The organism is Gemmatimonadota bacterium (assembly GCA_041390125.1).
Lineage (GTDB): Bacteria > Gemmatimonadota > Gemmatimonadetes > Longimicrobiales > Gaopeijiaceae > JAGQIF01.
In genome coordinates, this window is the sequence record JAWKQN010000007.1 from 174,864 (window position 1) to 194,463 (window position 19,600).

Annotated in this window: 19 protein-coding genes; 18 read left to right on the forward strand and 1 reads right to left on the reverse strand. The window is 70.1% G+C overall.

The window, feature by feature from the left end:
- The first annotated feature begins 15 nt into the window (after window positions 1–15).
- The 18 genes from rsxC (at window position 16) to R3E98_08815 (ending at window position 17,782) form a co-directional block, all read left to right on the forward strand.
- A complete protein-coding gene (gene rsxC / locus R3E98_08730; protein ID MEZ4423480.1) occupies window positions 16–1,344 on the forward strand; it encodes an electron transport complex subunit RsxC in 1,329 nt (442 codons plus the stop codon).
- A complete protein-coding gene (locus R3E98_08735) occupies window positions 1,341–2,342 on the forward strand; it encodes an RnfABCDGE type electron transport complex subunit D (protein ID MEZ4423481.1) in 1,002 nt (333 codons plus the stop codon). The genes rsxC and R3E98_08735 overlap by 4 nt, the downstream gene beginning before the upstream one ends.
- Window positions 2,339–3,100 carry an FMN-binding protein gene (locus R3E98_08740; GenBank protein MEZ4423482.1) on the forward strand — a complete coding sequence of 254 codons (762 nt, stop codon included), beginning with the start codon at window positions 2,339–2,341 and terminating at the stop codon, window positions 3,098–3,100. The genes R3E98_08735 and R3E98_08740 overlap by 4 nt, the downstream gene beginning before the upstream one ends.
- Window positions 3,097–3,765 carry an electron transport complex subunit RsxE gene (gene rsxE / locus R3E98_08745; GenBank protein MEZ4423483.1) on the forward strand — a complete coding sequence of 223 codons (669 nt, stop codon included), beginning with the start codon at window positions 3,097–3,099 and terminating at the stop codon, window positions 3,763–3,765. Before R3E98_08740 ends, rsxE begins: the two co-directional genes overlap by 4 nt.
- The gene (locus tag R3E98_08750) at window positions 3,765–4,340 is read left to right on the forward strand and encodes an Rnf-Nqr domain containing protein (protein MEZ4423484.1); all 576 of its coding nucleotides are present in this window, start codon (window positions 3,765–3,767) and stop codon (window positions 4,338–4,340) included. The genes rsxE and R3E98_08750 overlap by 1 nt, the downstream gene beginning before the upstream one ends.
- 16 nt (window positions 4,341–4,356) lie before the next feature.
- Window positions 4,357–4,485, forward strand: a complete 129-nt coding sequence (locus tag R3E98_08755) for a hypothetical protein (GenBank protein MEZ4423485.1) — start codon at window positions 4,357–4,359, stop codon at window positions 4,483–4,485.
- On the forward strand, window positions 4,478–5,473 hold the full coding sequence (locus R3E98_08760; protein MEZ4423486.1) for an FAD:protein FMN transferase: 996 nt from the start codon (window positions 4,478–4,480) through the stop codon (window positions 5,471–5,473). The genes R3E98_08755 and R3E98_08760 overlap by 8 nt, the downstream gene beginning before the upstream one ends.
- Window positions 5,474–5,482: 9 nt before the next feature.
- Window positions 5,483–5,683 carry a hypothetical protein gene (locus R3E98_08765; GenBank protein ID MEZ4423487.1) on the forward strand — a complete coding sequence of 67 codons (201 nt, stop codon included), beginning with the start codon at window positions 5,483–5,485 and terminating at the stop codon, window positions 5,681–5,683.
- Window positions 5,680–6,075, forward strand: a complete 396-nt coding sequence (locus R3E98_08770) for a hypothetical protein (protein ID MEZ4423488.1) — start codon at window positions 5,680–5,682, stop codon at window positions 6,073–6,075. Before R3E98_08765 ends, R3E98_08770 begins: the two co-directional genes overlap by 4 nt.
- A 282-nt stretch (window positions 6,076–6,357) precedes the next feature.
- Entirely contained in the window at window positions 6,358–6,909 is a 552-nt protein-coding gene (locus R3E98_08775) for a hypothetical protein (protein MEZ4423489.1), read from the forward strand.
- Between the two features lie 150 nt (window positions 6,910–7,059).
- Window positions 7,060–7,785 carry a sigma-70 family RNA polymerase sigma factor gene (locus R3E98_08780; protein ID MEZ4423490.1) on the forward strand — a complete coding sequence of 242 codons (726 nt, stop codon included), beginning with the start codon at window positions 7,060–7,062 and terminating at the stop codon, window positions 7,783–7,785.
- 2 nt (window positions 7,786–7,787) lie between these two features.
- Window positions 7,788–10,382: a serine/threonine-protein kinase gene (locus R3E98_08785; protein MEZ4423491.1), complete on the forward strand. Its 2,595-nt coding sequence runs from the start codon at window positions 7,788–7,790 to the stop codon at window positions 10,380–10,382.
- 358 nt (window positions 10,383–10,740) lie between these two features.
- Window positions 10,741–11,697, forward strand: coding sequence for a hypothetical protein (locus R3E98_08790; GenBank protein MEZ4423492.1), 957 nt, complete (start codon window positions 10,741–10,743; stop codon window positions 11,695–11,697).
- Window positions 11,698–11,880: 183 nt separating this feature from the next.
- A complete protein-coding gene (locus R3E98_08795; protein MEZ4423493.1) occupies window positions 11,881–12,477 on the forward strand; it encodes a hypothetical protein in 597 nt (198 codons plus the stop codon).
- A 190-nt stretch (window positions 12,478–12,667) separates the two neighbouring features.
- Window positions 12,668–12,916, forward strand: a complete 249-nt coding sequence (locus tag R3E98_08800; protein MEZ4423494.1) for a hypothetical protein — start codon at window positions 12,668–12,670, stop codon at window positions 12,914–12,916.
- 535 nt (window positions 12,917–13,451) lie between these two features.
- Window positions 13,452–16,508, forward strand: coding sequence for a glycosyl hydrolase (locus tag R3E98_08805; protein MEZ4423495.1), 3,057 nt, complete (start codon window positions 13,452–13,454; stop codon window positions 16,506–16,508).
- Between the two features lie 14 nt (window positions 16,509–16,522).
- Window positions 16,523–17,113 (forward strand): hypothetical protein, encoded by a 591-nt coding sequence (locus R3E98_08810; GenBank protein ID MEZ4423496.1) that lies wholly within the window; start codon window positions 16,523–16,525, stop codon window positions 17,111–17,113.
- A 300-nt stretch (window positions 17,114–17,413) separates the two neighbouring features.
- Window positions 17,414–17,782 carry a hypothetical protein gene (locus R3E98_08815; protein MEZ4423497.1) on the forward strand — a complete coding sequence of 123 codons (369 nt, stop codon included), beginning with the start codon at window positions 17,414–17,416 and terminating at the stop codon, window positions 17,780–17,782.
- A gap of 63 nt (window positions 17,783–17,845) precedes the next feature.
- Here the strand turns inward: R3E98_08815 and R3E98_08820 are convergent, their stop codons facing one another.
- On the reverse strand, window positions 17,846–19,600 hold the full coding sequence (locus tag R3E98_08820; GenBank protein MEZ4423498.1) for an amidohydrolase family protein: 1,755 nt from the start codon (window positions 19,598–19,600) through the stop codon (window positions 17,846–17,848).

The following is a 19,600-nucleotide window of genomic DNA, read 5'->3' on the forward strand; positions in this document are numbered from 1 at the left end:
CGGAGGCGCGCTGACGTGTTCTCCCGCGCCACCTTCCGCCACGGCGTCCACCCGCCCGACTCCAAGTCGCTCACCGAGCGGCTGCCGGTGCGTCGCCTGCGCTTCCCTGAGGAGGTGGTGCTGCCCGTCCGTCAGCACGCCGGCCGGCCCGCGCGGCCGCTGGTGCAGAAGGGCGACCGGGTGGAGCGAGGAGACAAGGTGGCCGAGGCGGACGGCTACGTCTCGGTGCCCATCCACGCCTCGGTGGCCGGCACGGTGACGGACGTCGGCTGGTGGCCGCATCCGGATGGGACGGTGGACACGGCGGTGCGGATCCGCTCCGACCGCTTCTCCCCCCAGATCCCCCGACCCCGCCTGGTGCCCCACTGGGAAGGCCTGACCCCACAGGAGGTGGTGCAGGCCGTGCAGAACGCCGGTGTGGTCGGGCTCGGCGGTGCGGCGTTTCCCACGCACGTGAAGCTGCTCCCGCCCGACGGCCTGAAGGTGGAGCTGCTCCTGGTGAATGGCGCGGAGTGCGAGCCCTATCTCACCACCGACCACCGCACCATGGTGGAGTATCCCGAGCGCGTGCACTTCGGCATCCGGATCATGCTGCACACCCTCGGTGCGCCGCGCGCGGTGATCGGCGTCGAACGCAACAAGCCGGACGCCATCGAGCGCCTGCGTGCCACGCAGCCGGCGGACCTGGACATCGAGATCCTCCCTCTGACCGTCAAGTATCCGCAAGGCGCGGAGAAGATGCTCATCAAGACCGTGACGGGAAGGGAGGTGCCGTCCGGCAAGCTGCCCGCGCACGTGGGCACGGTCGTGCAGAACGTGGGATCCATCGCGGCCATCGCGGAGATCTTCGAGACCGGGCTGCCGTTGATCGAGCGCGTCGTGACCGTGACGGGTCCGGGCGTGGTGGAACCGCACAACCTGATCGTGCCGGTGGGCACGAAGCTGCGGGACCTGCTCGACCAGTGCGGGGGCCTCACCCCGGACGCGGCCGAGATCGTCTTCGGCGGCCCCATGATGGGGACCTGTCAGCCCGACCTGGACGTCCCGCTGCTCAAGGGCACGACCGGTGTGGTCGTCCTCACCGAGCGGGAGGTCAAGCCCAAGCGCACGTATCCCTGCATCCGCTGCGGGCACTGCCTCGACGCCTGCCCGGTGTTCCTGAATCCGCAGCGGCTGGGATCGCTGGCGCAGGCGGCACGGTGGGAGGAGATGGAGCAGGCGCACCTGCTCGACTGCATGCTGTGCGGCTGCTGCTCCTACGTGTGCCCGAGCAACATCCCGCTCTCGCAGATGTTCTCGCTCGCCAAGACCGGCCTGAAGAAGCGCAAGGCGAGGTCCGCATGAGTGACCTGCGACTGGAGCTCACGGCCGCGCCCCACCTCAAGGCGCCCGATTCCACGGCCCGCATCATGTGGCACGTGGTGGGCAGCCTGGTGCCCGTGCTGGCCGTGGCCGTGTGGTACTTCGGACCGAGCGCGCTGCTCGTCGTCGCGGCCGCCACCCTGGGCGCCGTCGGCACCGAGCGCGTGTTCGGCCGCGGCGGCACCCTGGCGGACGGCTCCGCCGCCATCACCGGGCTGTTGCTGGGCCTCACGCTGCCCCCGGGCCTTCCGCTGTGGATGGCCTTCCTGGGCGGTGCGTTCGGGATCGGCTTCGGCAAGCTCATCTTCGGCGGGCTGGGCCAGAACGTCTTCAATCCGGCTCTGCTGGGTCGCGCGTTCCTGCAGGCCGCCTTCCCGATCGCCATCACCACCTGGCCGGCGCAGCCGGAGTCCTGGTGGGCGCTGCGCGGCCCCACGTTCGCGCTCCCGCTCTTCACCGGCGCCACGCCCGATCTGATCACGGAAGCCACGCCGTTGGGTGCGTTCAAGTTCGAGCGGGCGGGAACGGCGCTGCCGGACCTGATGCTCGGCAGCACGGGTGGCTCGCTGGGCGAGACCGCCGGCGTGGTCATCCTGGTCTGCGGCGCGTACCTGGCGCTCCGCAACTATCTGAACTGGCGCATCCCCGCGGGGATCTTCCTCACGGTGGGTCTGCTCTCCGGTGCGCTCCACCTCGTGGATGCCGCCCGCTACCCCGATCCGCTCTTCATGCTCTTCAGCGGCGGCCTGATCCTGGGTGCGGTCTACATGGCCACCGACATGGTGACGTCCCCCGTCACGAATGCGGGCGCCTGGATCTTCGCCGCGGGCATCGGCGCGCTCGTGGTGCTCATCCGCACGTGGGGAGGCCTCCCGGAAGGTGTGATGTACGCCATCCTGCTGATGAATGCGCTCGTACCGTTCATCAACCGGGCCACACAACCGCGGGTGTTCGGGCACGCGCATCGGGGGGCCGCATGAGCGGGTCACGCTCCCTGCCGATGGCGTCGGGCGACGCGGACGCGAAGCCCGCCTCTCCGGTCTCCGGCACCACGGAGGACGGGTCGCATGCGGCCGCGTCGGAGCCTCCCGCGCGTGAGGCCCCGCCGTCCTGGCGTCTCCTGGGCACGCTGGCCTTCGCGGGCATGCTCTCCGGCCTGCTGCTCGTCCTGGTCTTCCAGGCCACCCAACCGCGCATCCTGGCGCACCAGGCCCGCGTGCTGCGCGAGGCCGTGGAGGAGGTGCTGGGAGGGCCGGAGCGGTATGAGACGCTGTTCGTGGTGGACGGCGCGTTGGACGCCGCACCCGCGCGGGCCGACACGGCCGGGATGGACCGGGTCTATCTGGGCTTCGATGGGGCCGGGCGTCCGGTCGGCTACGCGGTCGAAGGAGGCGAGCCCGGCTTCCAGGACGTGGTGCGGCTGATCTTCGGCTACGACCCGGCGGCCCAGCAGGTGCTGGGGATGACCGTCCTGGAGAGCAAGGAGACGCCGGGTCTCGGGGACAAGATCGAGAAGGACACGCTCTTCGTGCGCGAGTTCGCCGGCGTGCTGGCGCCGCTCGCCGGCGTCAAGCGCGGCGCCGGAAGCGGCGACGCGCACGAAGTGGACATGATCACGGGCGCGACCATCTCCTCGCGCACCGTGATCGACATCATCAACCACCGCCTGGAGGCGCTGGCTCCGCTGTTGGCGCGCCACTGGGCCACCCTGGCCCCGGCCGCGGAGGCCACACCATGAGGGAGACCACCGCCCGACAGGATCTCGCGCGCGGGTTCTGGCAGGAGAACCCGGTCTTCGTGCAGCTCCTGGGGCTCTGTCCCGCGCTCGCGGTGACCAACTCGGTGGCCAACGCACTGGCCATGGGCCTGGCCACGTTCTTCGTGCTGCTGGGCTCGAGCCTGCTCGTGTCCCTGCTCAAGCGCTGGATCCCGCACGAGGTCCGCATCTCCGCGTACATCCTGATCATCGCCACGTTCGTCACCATCGCCGACATGGCGCTGGCCGCGCTGGTGCCCGACATCCACAAGGCGCTGGGCGCGTTCATCGCGCTGATCGTGGTGAACTGCATGATCCTCGGCCGCCAGGAGGCCTTCGCGTCCAGGCGCCCGGTGGGACGCTCGCTGCTCGATGCCGCCGGCACCGGCACGGGCTTCCTGGTGGCGCTGGTCGCGCTCGGGCTGGTGCGCGAGGTGCTGGGGAACGGCTCGGTCCTGGGGATCGCGGTCTTCGGGAGCGGCTTCGAGCCGTGGGTCATCATGATCCTGCCGCCCGGCGGGTTCTTCACGCTGGGTGTCTTCCTGCTGGGCTTCGCCTGGTGGGCGGAGCGGCGGCAGGCCGAGCGGCCACGCCTGCGCGAGTGGCCGCACGGCGTGGTGAGCAGCACGCGGAAGGAGGCGGCCTGATGACCGAGCTGCTGTGGATCGGGGTCTCCGCCATGCTCGTGAACAACTTCACGCTGGTGCTGTTCCTGGGTCTGTGTCCCTTCCTGGGCGTCTCCGGCCGGGTGGCCACCGCACTGCGCATGGGCGCGGCCAACCTGTTCGTCCTGGTGCTCACCTCGCTCACGGCCTGGGTGCTCAACACGTGGGTGCTGGTGCATGCGCCGTACCTGCGCATCATCTCCTTCATCGTGGTCATCGCCTCGCTGGTGCAGATCGTGGAGATGGCCATCAAGCGCTTCAGCCCCACGCTCTTCCGCGAGCTGGGGATCTTCCTGCCGCTGATCACCACCAACTGCGCCATCCTCGGTCTGGCCATCTTCCAGACCAACCGGGGCTATGGCCTCCTGGAGGGGTTGTCCTTCGCGGTGGGTGCCGGACTCGGTCTGACGCTCGCGCTGGTCCTGATGGCGTCCATCCGCGAGCAGACCGAGCTGTCCAGCGTTCCGGCCGTGGCCCGCAACATGGGTCTGGTGCTCATCCTGGCGGGCAGCCTGTCGATGGCCTTCATGGGCTTCGCCGGGCTGTTCAGCTCATGAGGGAGGAGAGGCTCGCATGACGGTCGTGGCGATCGTGCTGACCGGGGTGTTGTTCGCCGTCCTGGGCCGGGTGCGGCTGGGTGGCTGTGAAGGCGGGTGTGGCGCATGTGGCGCCACCTGCGAACGAAGGGGGGACCATGGGTGATCGGCAGCGTGCCGGAAGCGGCCCCGGACGCAGGGAGTTCGTGGCGCTGGGTCTCGGCGCGTTCGCGGTCGCGGCGTGGCCGCTCACGCGCGGACGTCGGCGTCGCCTGGTGCGCCGGCGCCTGCCGTTGATGGGCACCGTGGCGGAGGTGGGCGTGGTCCATACGGACCCGGCCTGGGCCTGGTCGGCGGCGGGCGCGGCGCTCGACGCCCTGTCCGCGTGCGAGGCCCGCCTGACGCGCTTCCGCGACGATTCCGACGTGGGCCGGGTGAACGCCTCCGCGGCAGGCGCAGCGGTGGAGGTCGGGCCCTGGACCGCCGATGTGCTCCGGACCGGCCTCCGCATCGCACATGAGAGCGGCGGACGCTTCGACCCGTGCCTGGGCCAGGCCGTCCGTGCCTGGGACGTCGCGCATCGCACCACACCGCTGACGGAGGCTGAGCGGCTCGACCTGGCGGGGCGCCATCCCTTCCAGGCGCTGACCCTCGAATCGACCGCGGAAGGTGGACGCATCCTGCGTCGGACCCCCGACGTGGTGCTCGACCTCGGCGGCATCGGGAAAGGCTACGGCGTCGACCGGGCCGTGGACGCGCTGCGCGCCTGGGGGGTCCAGGACGGCCTCGTCAACGTCGGCGGGGACCTGTACGCGCTGGGTTTCTCCCCGGACGGAGATCCGTGGGTCGTGGGTGTGCGCGCTCCCGACGACCCCGAACGGATGCTGGCGGAGCTGCCGCTCTCCGAGGGTGCCGTCGCCACCTCCGGCGACTATCAGCAAGGCTTCGACCACGAGGGACGGCGCTACGCGCACATCCTCGATCCTGCCACGGGCGCCCCGGTGCGTTCCTCCTTCCACACGGTCACGGTCGGTGCTCCGACCTGCGTGGAGGCGGATGCCTGGGCCACGGCGGTCTTCGGTCTCGATCCTGCGCGCGCGGAGGCTCTGCTCCGCCGCGCTTCCCCCACCCTGCGGCTGGTCCATGTCGCGTAGGAGGCTTCGATGAAGGCACGGATGGCGTATTGCTCCGCGTGCGACAAGCAGGTGGAGGTGATGGTCCGACCGGATCTGCCGGCCGGCCAGGAAGCCACGGCGGAGGATCTCGTCTGCCTCGCCCACGGCGAGACGTGCACGGGGGACCTCTGCCCCGTCTTCACGGTCCCGACCGAGGAGATGAAGAGGCGGCTGGAGGACAACCGATGAAGACGCGCAGCGTGTACTGCAGTCACTGTGACAAGCAGGTGGACGTGGGCGTGACACCGATGGCGCTGTCGGGAGGACAGGCGACGCTCCCCGACGGCGGCGAGCTCATCTGCCTGGATTTCGGTGCCGGCTGTCGCAACGGGAAATGCCCGATCTCGGGTCTGCCCGCCGTGGTCATGGGCTTCCGGCTCGCCCGTTCGGGCGAGGAGAAGCACGGGGCCTGGCCGCTCGTGAGCGCCGTCTGCGAGGCGTGTGGCGAGCGCAGCGACATGGAGGTGCTGGACGAGACGCACGCCTTCTGCACCCACTGCCGCAGCACGAATACGTTGGTCCTGCTGCGCATGGACGACGACAGCTACGTGGCGGTGGCGGGGCGGGCGGAGCCGATGTAGCGGCTGGGAGGCGGGTCTCGAGCCCCACGTTCCGCCGCAGGGCTCCAGGCGCCCGCGGCTACCGTCCGTACTTCCCCGAAGTCCGTGGGGTAGGGAGTCGCAACGCATCGAGGCGAGGGAGGGGATCCGGGCGAGGGAGGGGAGGTGGCGATGGGACCAGCGCGAGCAGTCGCCCGGTGGACATTCGTCCTCGCGTCCCTGCCCCTGTGGGGCGCACCCGCATCGGCACAAGAGCTCGCGTCGGCAACCTCGTGCTGGCGTCCGGCCGCCCCCTGCGAGCGGGTGTGGCTCACCGAGCTGAGCGTCGTGACCGCGCTGGCCGCGAGCACGCGCACGGTGGATCCGCAGACCGCCCCGGTGGAGGTCTACCGGGCGTTCGGCAGCCACCTGTCGTGGGCCGTGGGGCACCTCTGGCGGGTCCGCTCCGGCTGGTGGGTCGGGGCGGACGTGCACGCCGGGTACTTCGGGCCCGCCGAGCGCTTCGCCGTACGCCTGCGTGGACGACGCTTCCTCGGGGAGACGCACGCGCTCGATCTGGCGGTGGGACCGCTGTGGGCCGTGGTTGAAGGTTCCGGCCAGGCGCGGGGGCCGGGATGGACGGCGGATGCGCGTTTGGCGCTCGACGAGCGCGTGGCCCTGACGCTCCGCTTCGATCGGGTGGTTCCGGACGAGGACCCGGATCCGGGCCCCTTTCCTGTCACGTTCCCGGTGGCCCAGGCCGTATACGGTGGAGTCACGCTGGGGACCACCGCGGCGCTCTGGGGCACTGCGGCCGTCGGCGGCGTGGGTCTGCTCTACGTGCTCGCGTACGCAGTGCTGGGACCGGATTCGTGAGGCGTTCGGCATGCCGCGGCGCAGTGTCGGGAAGCCTGCGGGCCGGGGTGGGGCAGCACTTCTTCCCGTAGCGGTCGCGTGACTGGCGGAGCGTCCGCGCGCTCCCAAGATTGCGGATTGGCCCTCTCGCTGAGCCCAAGGAGACGCGCCGTGACCCCAGCCGCAGCCTCCGAGGCGGACCCCCCGGGCCCGCCGGAGGAGCGCGACCCGCCCCATCCCCACGCCGAGGCCCCTCTCCGATCCGCGCTGGCGGACCGGCCCACGGGAGAGGTCGATACGCTCGTGCGGGTCGGCGACGGTGAGTGGGTCCCGATCGGGGTGCCTCTGGCCGCGATGATCGGTGACCTCAAGCGCGCTGCGCACTTCGTGCGGATCCGGTACGGACGCGGAGAGACGCTGCAGACCACCGACTACTTCGACGAGGGGTTTGCGCGGGTTCTGGGCGGACGTCGCCGCGAATGGAACGACGATCCCCACTTCCGTCACTACCTCGAGAAGGCGATCGAGAGCGCCGGCCGCGACCTCAGGGACCGGTATTCCGCGCTCAAGCGCGGCGCGGGAGCGGGGTCCGTGCCACTCGATGGGGTCGAGGGCGATCCGGCGCTCTGGATCGACTCCTTCGAGGCGCAGGTGCTGGCGGTGGTGGATGCCCATCGCTACCTCGGCGACCTCGCGCAGGCGGATCCCGACGCCCACCCCGTGTTCGTGCTGCACTTCGCGGAAGGGGTCCCGCTGGCCGAGGTGGCCGAGCTGATCGGGATCACCTACCGACAAGCCAAACGTCGCTGGCAGCACGCGAAGGCCTACCTACGGATGCGGGTCGCACAGGCCACAGACCGAGACGCCGACGGCGCCTCGGTGGACGCCGGCCCGTGAGGATGCCGTCTCCCGAGGAGTGGCTGCGCATCAAGTCAGTGCTCGAGCAGCTACCCGAGGGGATGTGCTCCGACGACCCGGCCGTCGCGGAGCGGTGCGGCGGTGACGGAGACCTGCTGCGCTGGGTGCGGTCGGCATTGGCGGAGCCCGCCGTAACGGATGACCCGTTCGAACGGTCGGGTGGACCGCCCCTCGAGGCGCTGTCGGAGGTGCTCGCCGGGCCTGCCGGAGGACCGCGTGGACTCGAGGAAGGAAGCCGGATCGGACGCTACCGGATCCTCCGTCTGCTGGCCACCGGCGGCATGGGGATCACGTATCTGGCCGAGCGCGCCGACGGTGCGTTCGACCGCACCGTGGCCCTGAAGGTCGGACGCCGGCTCTTCGGCCCCGAAGGCCGGGAACGTCAGCTCCGCGAGGTGTCGATCCTGGCTCGACTGCATCATCCGCACATCGTGCCCCTGATGGACGCCGGGCTGACACCCGAGGGCTATCCGTATCTGGTCATGGAGTTCATCGACGGAGTGCCGCTCACGACCTACTGCGACGCCCGCCACCTGGGTGTCTCCGAGCGGCTGCACCTGTTCGACGACCTCCTGGCGGCCCTGGAGCATGCCCACCGCAATCTCGTCGTGCACCAGGACATCAAGCCCTCCAACATCCTGGTCACCGAGGAGGGGATCCTCCGCCTGCTCGACTTCGGTATTGCCCGCGTGCTAACGCCCACCGGCGCGGTTGGGGGTGGCGGGAGCGCGTATACTCCTGCCTACGCTGCGCCCGAGCAGGTGCGGGGGGAGCCGGTGACCACGGCCACGGACGTCTTCGGATGCGGTGTGCTGCTCCATGAGCTGCTGACGGGACGTCGACCGCTTTCCCGCCGGGGCTCGCGTCCCGCCGCCGGTGGGAGGGCGGTCCCGGATGCCGCTGCCGACCGGCCCGCGAATCGTTTGTCGGCGGACGCTGATCGCCACGCGGGACCTGCGCCACGCCACGTCCCAGCGGATCTGCTTGCGGTGGTCGAGCGGGCGCTCGCGCCCGAGCCCGATGCGCGGTATCCCTCGGTCGAGGCCCTGCGATCCGACCTGACCGCCTGGCGTCGGGGTCGACCGGTGTCGGTCTACGCAGAGCGGAGGGGCTATCGCGCCGGCAAGTTCGTACGGCGCAACGCCCGGGTCGTGGGTGCGATCGCCCTCGCGGTCGTCACGCTCCTGGGAGGTCTGGGGGCCACGGTCTGGCAGGCACGGCAGGCGGCGGCCGAGGCTGCGCGAGCCGAAGCGGTGACCGCTTTCGTCCTCACGCTCTTCGAGTCGACCGACCCCGATCGCTCCGGCACCAGCGAGGTACGCGCGCAGGATCTGCTGCGGCGGAGCGTCCCGCGGATCGATCAGGAGCTGGCTGGCCAGCCGCTCTTGCAGGCCGAGCTGTGGATGGTCGTGGCCGATGCGTTCCAGCGACTCGGCAACTACCAGGACGCCCTGCCGCTGGTGGAGCGCGCACTCGAGCGACGGCGTGCGCTCCAGGGTCCAGTGCACGCAGACATCGCCGAGTCGCTCAGTCGGCTGTCGCGTCTCTACTATCTGCGCTCGGACTTCACCGCTGCCGAGGCCCCCCTGCTCGATGCCCTGGCCATGCAGTCTACGCTGTTCGGCACCCGTCATCCCGCGGTGGCGACCTCGCAGGACAATCTCGCCGAGCTGCGACGCGTCGAGGGTGAGCTCGACATCGCCGACTCCATGGCCACGATGGCGCTCGCCACCCGCCGTGCGTTGCTGGGACCCGTCCATACCGAGATCGGGTGGTCGCTCAACAACCTGGCCGTGATCCGTCGCGCCCAGGGGCGACTCGAAGACGCGCGCGCGTTGTTCGAGGAATCCCTGGCGATGAAGCGCCAGCTGTTCGGCCCGGCCCACTCCGAGATCCTCATCACCACGAACAATCTGGGGAACGTGCTTCGCCTGCAGGGCTCCTTCGACGAGGCCGTCGAGGTGTACCGCGCGGTGGTCGACACGGTGCTCGAGGTCTTCGGAGAGGGCCACCCTACCACCACCACCACGCTGAACAACCTCGCGGTGACGTTGTTCCAGGCCGGCCGCGCCGAGGAGGCGCAGTCCATGTTCCGACGCACGCTTGCGTCCTGGGAGGCACGCGGGGAGCTGGAGCACACGAACGCGGTTGCGACGCGCAACAACCTCGCCTCCGTCCTGCTTTCCCTGGGTCACACCGAAGAAGCCATCGCCACCGCCCGGCAGGCGGCGGAGTCCTGGGCGCGACTCCATGGCCCCACGGACCGGCGCGTCGGCGTGGCGTTGGTGACGCTCGCGTTGGCCCTGGAGGAGAAGGGGGATTCCGGGGAAGCGATGGGCGCGCTGTCCCGCGCGACCGAGATCGCGGAGACGCTGCCGTTCTCCGACCCCGCGCGCGCCCGCGTGGCGGGGGCCCTGGCGGCGCACTACGCCAAGGACGGCCGTTGCGACGAGGCGCGCTCCAGGGTGGCCGAGCTCCTCGTCGACCCGAAGTCGTCCCCGGCCGACGATCCCGTACACACGGTGCTCGCCGCCGCAGGATGCGCTTCCGGGGGCCCGACGTCGGCGACTCCCTGAGCCCGGGGGGCCCGAGCCCGGCGGTTTCCCGTTGTAGGAGATAGGGGCCCCCAAGGACCGGGAGGGCCGCTCGTTCACGGGAGGAAGGCCGTTGCACTGGCTTCGGGCGATCCGGGATGGGTCGGGGCTGCGCGCGTTGGGTTGCATGGAACCCCTGCGGCAGGACTGGTGGTGCCGGTCGGTCGCAGGTCTGCGTGCGGGCCTCCCCATCGCGCTCTGCGTGGCAATCGCCGCCTGTGCCGGCGACACGGGCACCGAAGTGACGCCTCCTCCGGCCGACACGATCCCGTCGCCGCCTCCACCGCCTCCCACGCCACAACCGCCGTCCCAGGGACCGTCGGCACCCGGCGTCGGGGAGGTGACCGCCACGTCGCTGGTGCTGTCGTGGACGGACGGGAACGGCGACGGACGGATCGTCCTGGCCCGCGAGGGCGGGGATCCCACCGCGACTCCCCTGGACGGGACGTCGTATGCACCGGACTCCCGCTTCGGTGCCGGGAGCGAGATCGGCTCGGAGAACTTCGTCGTGTTCGAAGGGGATTCCAGCGCGGTGCGCGTCACGGACCTCACACCCGGCGCGGACTACCACTTTGCGATCTTCGAGTACAGCGGGAACGGTGCAGACCGACGCTACCAACGCGGCGATCGGGCGCAGGCGGATCAGCCCACGGACCGACGGGCGGCGTCCCTGATCGGCAGTTGGCTCCAGGGGACCGCGGGTGAACGGCGGAGCGCCGTCTTCACGGCGCTGGACGAATCCGCGTTCCTGGTCGCCGACGATGGATTCGCCGATGGAGGAGGCCAGCCCGGGATCGATCGGGGCGCGTACCAATGGGACAGCATCACCGGTGTGATCCTGACCCAGCCCACCACCGACACCAGCGGTGACTGGGGCCTCTCCCACGTCTCAGGCGGCACCGTGACCGTGGCGGGCGACACCCTCACGCTCCGCATCGGGCCGGATGTCGAGGTGGCGCGTCGGGTGGTCCCCTCGCCGACGAACCCGCTGGTCGGGGGGTGGGCGCACCGCGACCCGTCGGACCCGGACTACCTCCTCGTGGTCACGTTTCTCGACGACCAGCACTGGATGCTCGGAGTGGACGACGCGTCTCCTCAGGGCGGCCCCGGCATGGAGCAGGGCACCTACACCTGGGACCGGAGCTCGGGCGCCTTCGCGGCCACCGCCACGTCGGACACGAGCGGCGATACGGGCCTGAGTCCGCTGAACGCCGCCGGACACCTCGCGGTCCGCGCCAACCTCCTGATCTACTCCCGGCCCGGAGCGGCGCCCGACACGCTGACCCGCGTGCACTGATCCACTCACATGTCCTGCTTCCTTCAGCCCTCGACCCGCCAGCACCCAGGAGATCCGATGCCGTCCACCCCGCACCCCTTCCGATCCTCGGCCCGATCCTGCCGCGGCGGCCTCGAGCACTGGACGGAAGCCCTCGGGCTCCGGGGCCACGTTCGCGCAGCAGCGCGGAGGCTCGCACCTGGCGTGGTCGGAGCGATTCCCGTCCTGGCGGCGCTGTCGATGCTCCAGCTTCCGGCAGACCCGGTGTCGGCCCAATCCGCCGACGCGGCACCGCTCCAGGTGCAGAGCACGTACTTCAGCGGCATGAAGTTCACGCTCAACGGCAGTGAGCCGCAGCGCGCGATGAACGCGTTCGGCATCGGCCTCTCTCCCGAGTTCGACGCCGTGATGTCCCGCCACCCGGACGCGCGTGCCGAGATCATGCGCGGACGCCCGTGGGGGATCGTCGCGCTGGTGGGTGCGGCCGGCTTCGTGGTGGTCGGGGCGATCGACCTGGCCGACGCGATCTCCGACCGGGACAAGGTCAACCAGGGCAACCTGGACATTGACGGCGGAGGCGCCGGCGTGCTCGACTACGTGATCACGGGGGCCGTCATGCTCACGGGAGCGATCGTGTCCAGGCGGCACTTCGACAACGGCATCCGGATGTTCAACGAGGCCGAGGGATATCGGGCGGCGACAGGATCCACGGCGCACGCCGGCGTGCGGCTCGACGTGCCTCGCCTGCGAGCCACTGGGGACGGTCACGCGGTCGCGTTCGGAGTCCGGTTCGTGCCCTGAGCGGGGAGGGAGGGTGTGGCCTCCGCTCTCTTCTGGATCCGCTTTCATGGTTTGCGGGGTCGGGCCACGACCGAGCGCCCGGAGGCGTGCGCGGCATCGGCACGGCCCGTGCTCCTACGGTCGGCAAACTCTCTTCGGAACGGCATTCGATCCGAATCGCATCAACCGACCGCAGGAGGCCTCCGTGGGCATCATCGGATTTCTCGTTTTCGGCCTCGTCGTCGGAGCGCTTGCGCGCCTCTTCAAGCCCGGCCGACAGAACCTCAGCGTCGGGATGACGCTGCTCCTCGGCGTCGTGGGCTCCATCATTGGCGGAGTCGTGGCCAATCTGCTCGGGACCGGCACGATCATGGAGCTCAACGTGATCGGCGCCACCGTCGCCATCATCGCGGCGGTCATGCTGATCGGCGCGGCCGAAGGGATGTCCGCCAGGACATAGCCCCGGGTGGCGGGTCGGGGAATTCCCCCGGAAGCCGACGCGTCGGTCGCCCTCCACGCGGGAACCGGCGGCGCGATCGTGTTTCACCCGTGCCCAACTCCGAATCCCGGGGAGGCCGACCGGGCCAACGGTCCCCGCCGGAATCGGTCGACGGCGGAACGCTCGTCCGCCCTCGAGTCCCTTCCCGCGGTCCTTCCACGGTCCCGCACGTAGATCGAGGCCGCGGTCTCCTCCGTGTGGACGATCCCCGAGAAGGCGACGGACGGTGGTCCTGTCTCGCGTGAGGGACCGACCGACCCTTGTCCCACTTCCGCTGCGCCCCCTACCGTGCGACCGGATCGGTCGGAGCCCGCGTACGGGGTCTCGGCCGACCCCGCGCCGCCGACCATCGCACCCGACCGGAGTCAGTCCCCTGAAGACGTCCATCCGCCTTCGCCCCGCCCGCCCGTCCATTGCGATCCTCGCGGTCGCCGCGGTCCTGTCCGCCTTCCCGGGTGGAGCCGCCGCCCAGGTCGATCCGGCCCTGTTCTCCTCCATGTCCTACCGGGGCATTGGCCCCTTCCGCGGCGGCCGCGTCACCACGGTGGCCGGCGTGCCCGGGCAGCCGTTCCTGTACTACATGGGGGCCACGGGGGGCGGCGTGTGGAAGACCACCGACGCCGGGACGACCTGGGAGAACATCTCGGATGGCTACTTCAACACGACCGGGATCGGCGACATCACCGTGGCGCCCTCGGATCCGAACGTGATCTACGTGGGCACAGGGGAGTCGCCCGTGCGCGGCGTGAAGACGTCCCACGGGGACGGCGTCTACAAGTCCACCGATGCGGGAGAGACCTGGACGCACCTGGGCCTCGAGGCCACGCGCCACATCAGCGACATCTACGTCCATCCCGAGGACCCCGACATCGTCTACCTCGGCGCGCAGGGGAATCCGTGGGGCCCCAACGAGGAGCGCGGCCTCTACAAGTCGATCGACGGCGGCCGCACGTGGGAGAAGATCCTCTACGTCAACGAGGATTCTGGCATCGTCGACCTGAGCGTGGACGCGTCCAATCCGCGCTTCATGATGGCGACGTCCTGGGACTTCCGGCGCCAGCCCTGGGTGGTCAAGAGCGGCGGGCCGGGCAGTCGGGTCTACAAGACCACGGACGGCGGGGAGACCTGGCGGCAGATCACGCGCGGGCTGCCCGACCTGGTGGGCAAGATGGGCGTGGCCATCAGTCCCGCGAACCCCGACGTGGTCTACCTGGCCATCGAGGCGCTGCCGGGTGAGGGCGGCGTCTATCGCTCCGACGACGGCGGCGAATCGTTCCGGCAGGTCAGCGACGACGCCAGCACGTACGCGCGGGCCTGGTACTACATGCACATCATCGCCGATCCCCAGGACGAGGACGAGGTCTGGGTGATGAACAGCGGCGCGATGAAATCGATCGACGGCGGGCGAACCTACACGCGCATGCCGGACAGCCACGTCGACCACCACGACCTGTGGATCAATCCCGAGAACTCGGACATCATGATCAACGGGAACGACGGAGGCGCGTCGGTGACGTTCAACGGCGGGCAGACCTGGTCCACACTGCTGAACCAGCCCACCGCGCAGATGTACCGGGTGATGACGGACAACCGCTTTCCCTACCGCGTGTACTCGGGGCAGCAGGACGCCAGCGGCATCGTGATCGACAGCCGGACCCTGGGCGACGGCATCGGGCAGACGCACTGGACCACCATCCGCTCCGGAGAGTCGGCCACGGTGGGGCTCGATCCCGAGAACCCGCGCTACGTCTACACGACCTTCTTCGCCAGCTTCCTGGGCGAATGGGACGCGGTGACCCACAACTACCGCATGATCCGGCCCTACCCGGAGCGGGTCACCGGGGAGCAGCCCAAGAACCTGAAGTACCGTGCCAACTGGAACGGACCCGTGCTGGTGTCGCCCCACGATCCGGACGTCATCTACTACGGGTCCCAGTACCTGATGAAGTCCACGGACCGGGGCACGAGTTGGGAGGTGCTGAGCCCGGACCTGACGCGGAACGACACCACGAAGCAAGGGATGGGCGGCTATCCCATCTCCAACGAGCAGATCACGGCGGAGAGCTACAACAACGTCTTCAACATCGAAGAGTCCCCTCTGGTCGAGGGCGTGATCTGGATCGGCTCCGACGACGGACTGGTGCACGTGACGCGGGACGGCGGTCGCACGTTCCAGAACGTGACCCCCGCGGACCTGCCGGAGAGCATCGTGAACGTGGTGGAGCCCTCACCCCACGATGCCGCCACGGCCTACTTTGCGGCGACCGCCTACAAGTTGAACGACTTCACCCCCTACATCTACAAGACCACCGACTACGGCCAGACCTGGACGAAGATCGTAACCGGGATCCCCGGCAACACGTTCGCGCGGTCCGTGCGCGAGGACCCGGACCGACGTGGCCTGCTCTACGCCGGCACGGAAACCGGGATGTTCGTCTCCTTCGACGACGGCGCGCGCTGGCAGCCGCTGCAGCTCGACCTGCCCGAGGTCCCCATCACGGATCTGCGGGTGCGCCAGAAGGACCTGGTGGTCTCCACGCAGGGACGCTCCCTCTGGATCCTCGATGACCTGACTCCGCTGCACCAGATCGGGGAGGCCGTGGCGGCCGACCGCTACCACCTCTACGACCCGCGCGACCCGTATCGTGAGATCACGAAGGGCTACTACGCCGAGGGTGGTCCGGGCGAGAACCCGCCCGAGGGGCTCCAGGTGAACTACGTGCTGAAGGAGGCGGTCGGGGCGGGCACGCCGATGGCCATGGAGATCCTCGACGGCCGTGGGCGGGTCGTGCACGCCGAGTACGCGCCCGACACCCGGCCGGACTGTGAGGCGCGTCCGCGTCGGCGTTCCCTGAGCCGCGCCGCCGGTGCGCACCGCTGGAGCTGGGACCTGCAGGTGGGGCGGTTCGCCTGTCTGGAGGAGCTCACCCGCACCCAGGGGGACCTGAGCGCCTACACGGCCGCTCCCGGATCGTACACGGTCCGGATGACCATCGGCGAGGGGCCGGACGCGGTGGTCCGCAGCCAGGCGTTCGAGATCCTGATCGACCCCCGCCTGGACGAGGTCATCGCCGACCAGGGCATCGACGCCCGCGCCCAGTACGCCGAGCTGGACCGCCTGTCGGAGTCGCTCTACCAGGCCGCATCCGAGATGGCCGAAGGCGTCGCCGAGCTGCGCCGCATCCGCCAACAGGTGGACTTCGCCATGGACGTCTCGTCCGCGTCCGACATCGACGAGCAGGGTGAGGCGCTGAATGCCACCATGGACGCGTGGATCGAGGAGATCCTGCAGAAGGAGCTCAAGACCGGCCAGAACAACTACATGTTCGAGGCGCGGCAGCTCGTGCGCTTCAAGGACCTGCTGGGACGCATGGCGGGCGGCAACCTCCCGCTGACCGACGGCGTACGAGAAGTGACCGGGGACTATCTGCAGATCTGGACCGACCTGGAACTGCAGCTCCAGACGATCCTGAACGAGGATGTACCGGCGTTCAATCAATTGCTCCGGCGGGCGGGGCTACCGGAGATCTACGTGCCGCGGCCGGTGTCCTGAGGCAGGAGGGACGCATGTACCGATCCCCGTGGGTGCTGCTCACGTTTGCGCTTATCCTCCCCGGCGACGGACTGGTCGGGCAGGTGCCGGACGGGGGCGGACTCTCCACCTTCGTTGGCGTGCACTTTCCGGACGAGGCGGCGGGCTTCCACGTCACACAGGCGACCCGCTATCCGGATCCGATCCTCGGGATCGGGCTCACGTACGGTTCGGAGCGCGCGCGGATGGACATAACCGTGTACGTCTATCCCGTGAGCCCGGGGGAGCCCGAGGATCTCGCCGGTGCCGAGTTCGACCGGGGGTGGCAGGAACTCCAGGAGTACACTGCCTCCCAGCGCGAAGGCGTGGAGTTGGAGTTGGGCGACGTCGAGCCCTGGGAGGTGACCACGCCGGATGGAACGCGCTTCGCGGGTCGCCGCGGCGAGGGAACTCTGCGCATGGGTGCAACCGCCCTCAGCACGTGGCTGTATGTCTTCGTGAAGGGAGACTCCTACATCAAGTACCGAGTCACGTTGGAGCGTGCGTCACGCCGCCTGCTTGCCCCGGACCTCGAGGCGTTCGTCGCCCGCACGTTGGAGCGGATCGAAGGGCCGGCGCGGCCGTAGGTGGGGCGGTGGGTTCACTTCGGTCCAAGGGACGGGCACGGAGGCAAGAGGATGGGCACGAGGGGAGCGTGCATCGCCGGGCTCGCGCTGGCTCTCGGGGTGGCATGCAAGGAGGGTCGTGTCCCCGCGTCGCGAACGGACGCCGGGGCGCCGGAGCCGCCACCGACTGCGGCATCCCCAAAGGCCGCCGTGGTCCGTCCCGCACGGCCCGTACCGCTGTCCGCGTCCGAGCGCCAGGTACTGACTGCGGTGCTGGCGGCGAAGATCGAGGAGGTGCGGAGCGCGCATCCCCGAGGCCCGTTGAGCAGCGTATGCCTCTCGTCCTACACCACCGACGACGACGAATGGCTCCGCCAGGATGCGCTGGCCGAGCTGAGGGACGACTTGCAGGCGACCATCGGGTTACCGGTGACGTTGCTCGGCGAGGAGTGCCTCCTGGGCCCCGACGCCTCACCGGTCGATATGCGTGGCGGCTTCCTGATCGACCGGAAGACCGGGCTACCCGCCGCGTCCGTATCGGTGACAAGACCCGTCCGGGACGCGGATGGGGTCCGGCGGTTCAGCGGCAGCATCGCGCTCGGAGGGCTCTGGGGTCATGGGTTCCGGTGCGATCTCGTGATCCCCGGCTTCGAGCCGAAGCGACACTGCCGGATGACGTGGATCAGCTGAGCACGATCGGGCCGCCCCGACCGACGCGGCAGACCACGACGGTCGGGCCGGCTCGCGTCCGGCCTACCCGCCCGAAGTGCCTTCGTAGACCACCACGCCTCCGACTACCGTCAGCAGGATGCGGCCCTCGAGGATGGACTCGGGCTGCTCGCTGCGCAGCACGCGGAAGGGGTCCACGTCCATGACCGTGAGGTCGGCCCAGCGGCCGACGGCCACGACGCCCGTCACGGAATCCAGATGGGCGGCCCACGCGGCGCCGGTCGTGTAGGCCCGCACAGCCTCCTCGGGCGTGACAGCCTGCTCGGGGTACCATCCGCCGTACGGCTGGAGGTCGGGCGTGCGGCGGGTCACGGCCGAGTGGAGACCGTAGAACGGTGAGTGGTCCGACCCGGGGTTGTCGGCGTTGAACACGAGGGGCACGCCCCGTTCGAGGAACGTCCTCCAGGCGTAGGCCCCGCCGATGCGTTGCGGGCCGATTCGCGCCTCGGCCCAGGGCATGTCTTCGACGGCGTGCGGCGGCTGCATCGAGGCGACGAGGCCCAGCTCCGCGAAGCGGGAGAAGTCGTCCGGGTGGACCACCTGGGCGTGTTCGATCCGGTTACGTGCGTTCCGCGCCTCGGGGTATCGAGCGTAGACCCCTTCCAGGAAGTCGAGGGACTCCCGGTTGCCGGCGTCGCCAATCGCGTGGATCCCGACCTGGAACCCGGCGCGCAGCATCGCGGCGACGCTGTCCTGGTTGAATCCGTAGCCGGCTCCCGACACCCCGCGATGCCCAGCCTGGTCGGAATAATCCTCCAACATCCGGGCGCCTCGGACCCCCAATGAGCCATCGTAGTAGGCCTTCACCGAGCGGACGAAGAGCCGTGGGTCGGACTCGCCGGCCCGGGTGGAGGGTCCCCGGCGCAGCCAATCCGCGAGAAGTGCCGGGTCGCGACCGCTGAGCATGGCGTAGAACCGCAGTGGCAGAAGGCCCTTGGCGTCGAGGCGTTCGAGCGCCGCCAGGCTCTCGGCGTCCGTCCCGGCTTCGTGGACCGCCACGTAGCCGGACCTCGCCATCTCGGCCAGGGCCGCCAGGATCTCTCGTTCTCGCTCGGCGGGCCCGGGCTCCGGGATCACGTCGTCGATGAGCGTGACGGCCCGGTTCAGCAGCAGGCCGTTGAGCGCTCCATCGGGTGCGCGGCCGATCTCGCCGCCCACAGGGGCCTGCGTCTCCGGCCCTACGCCAGCCGCCTCGAACGCCCTGCGGTTCGCCCATCCTGCGAATCCGTGCAACCCCCGAAGCCACACGGGATGGTCGGGCACCGCCTCGTTCAGGGCGTCCCACGATGGGTAGCGGTCTGCCCAGGCCCCTTCGTCCCATCCGGCACCGACGATCCAGGAGCCTGCGGGCACCTCGGCAGCGCGCGCCCGCGCGCGGGCGATGGCCTCTTCCTCCGTCTCGACGCCGACGAGGTCGATGCGGGACAGATTGCGACCGAGCTCGGCGATGTGGGCGTGGGAGTCGACGAGACCAGGCAGCACCACCGCACCCTCGAGGTCGATGACACGAGTGCCTTCTCCCACGTGCGCGGCTGCGCCGTCATCGCCTCCCACGAAGACGATGCGGTTGCCCGTCAGCGCCACCGCGGTCGCGTCCGGGCGCCACCCCTCCGTGACCTCGTAGGGCGCATCCGCCGCCGGCAGCCCACCGGGACCCGGAGCCGTCCACGCCAGCGAGTAGACGCGCCCGCCCACCAGGACCAGATCGGCCGGAGGCGCCTCCGGTCCGCACCCTGCGGCGAGGAATGCAGCAGCGCCGGTCAGAAAAAGAGATCGCAT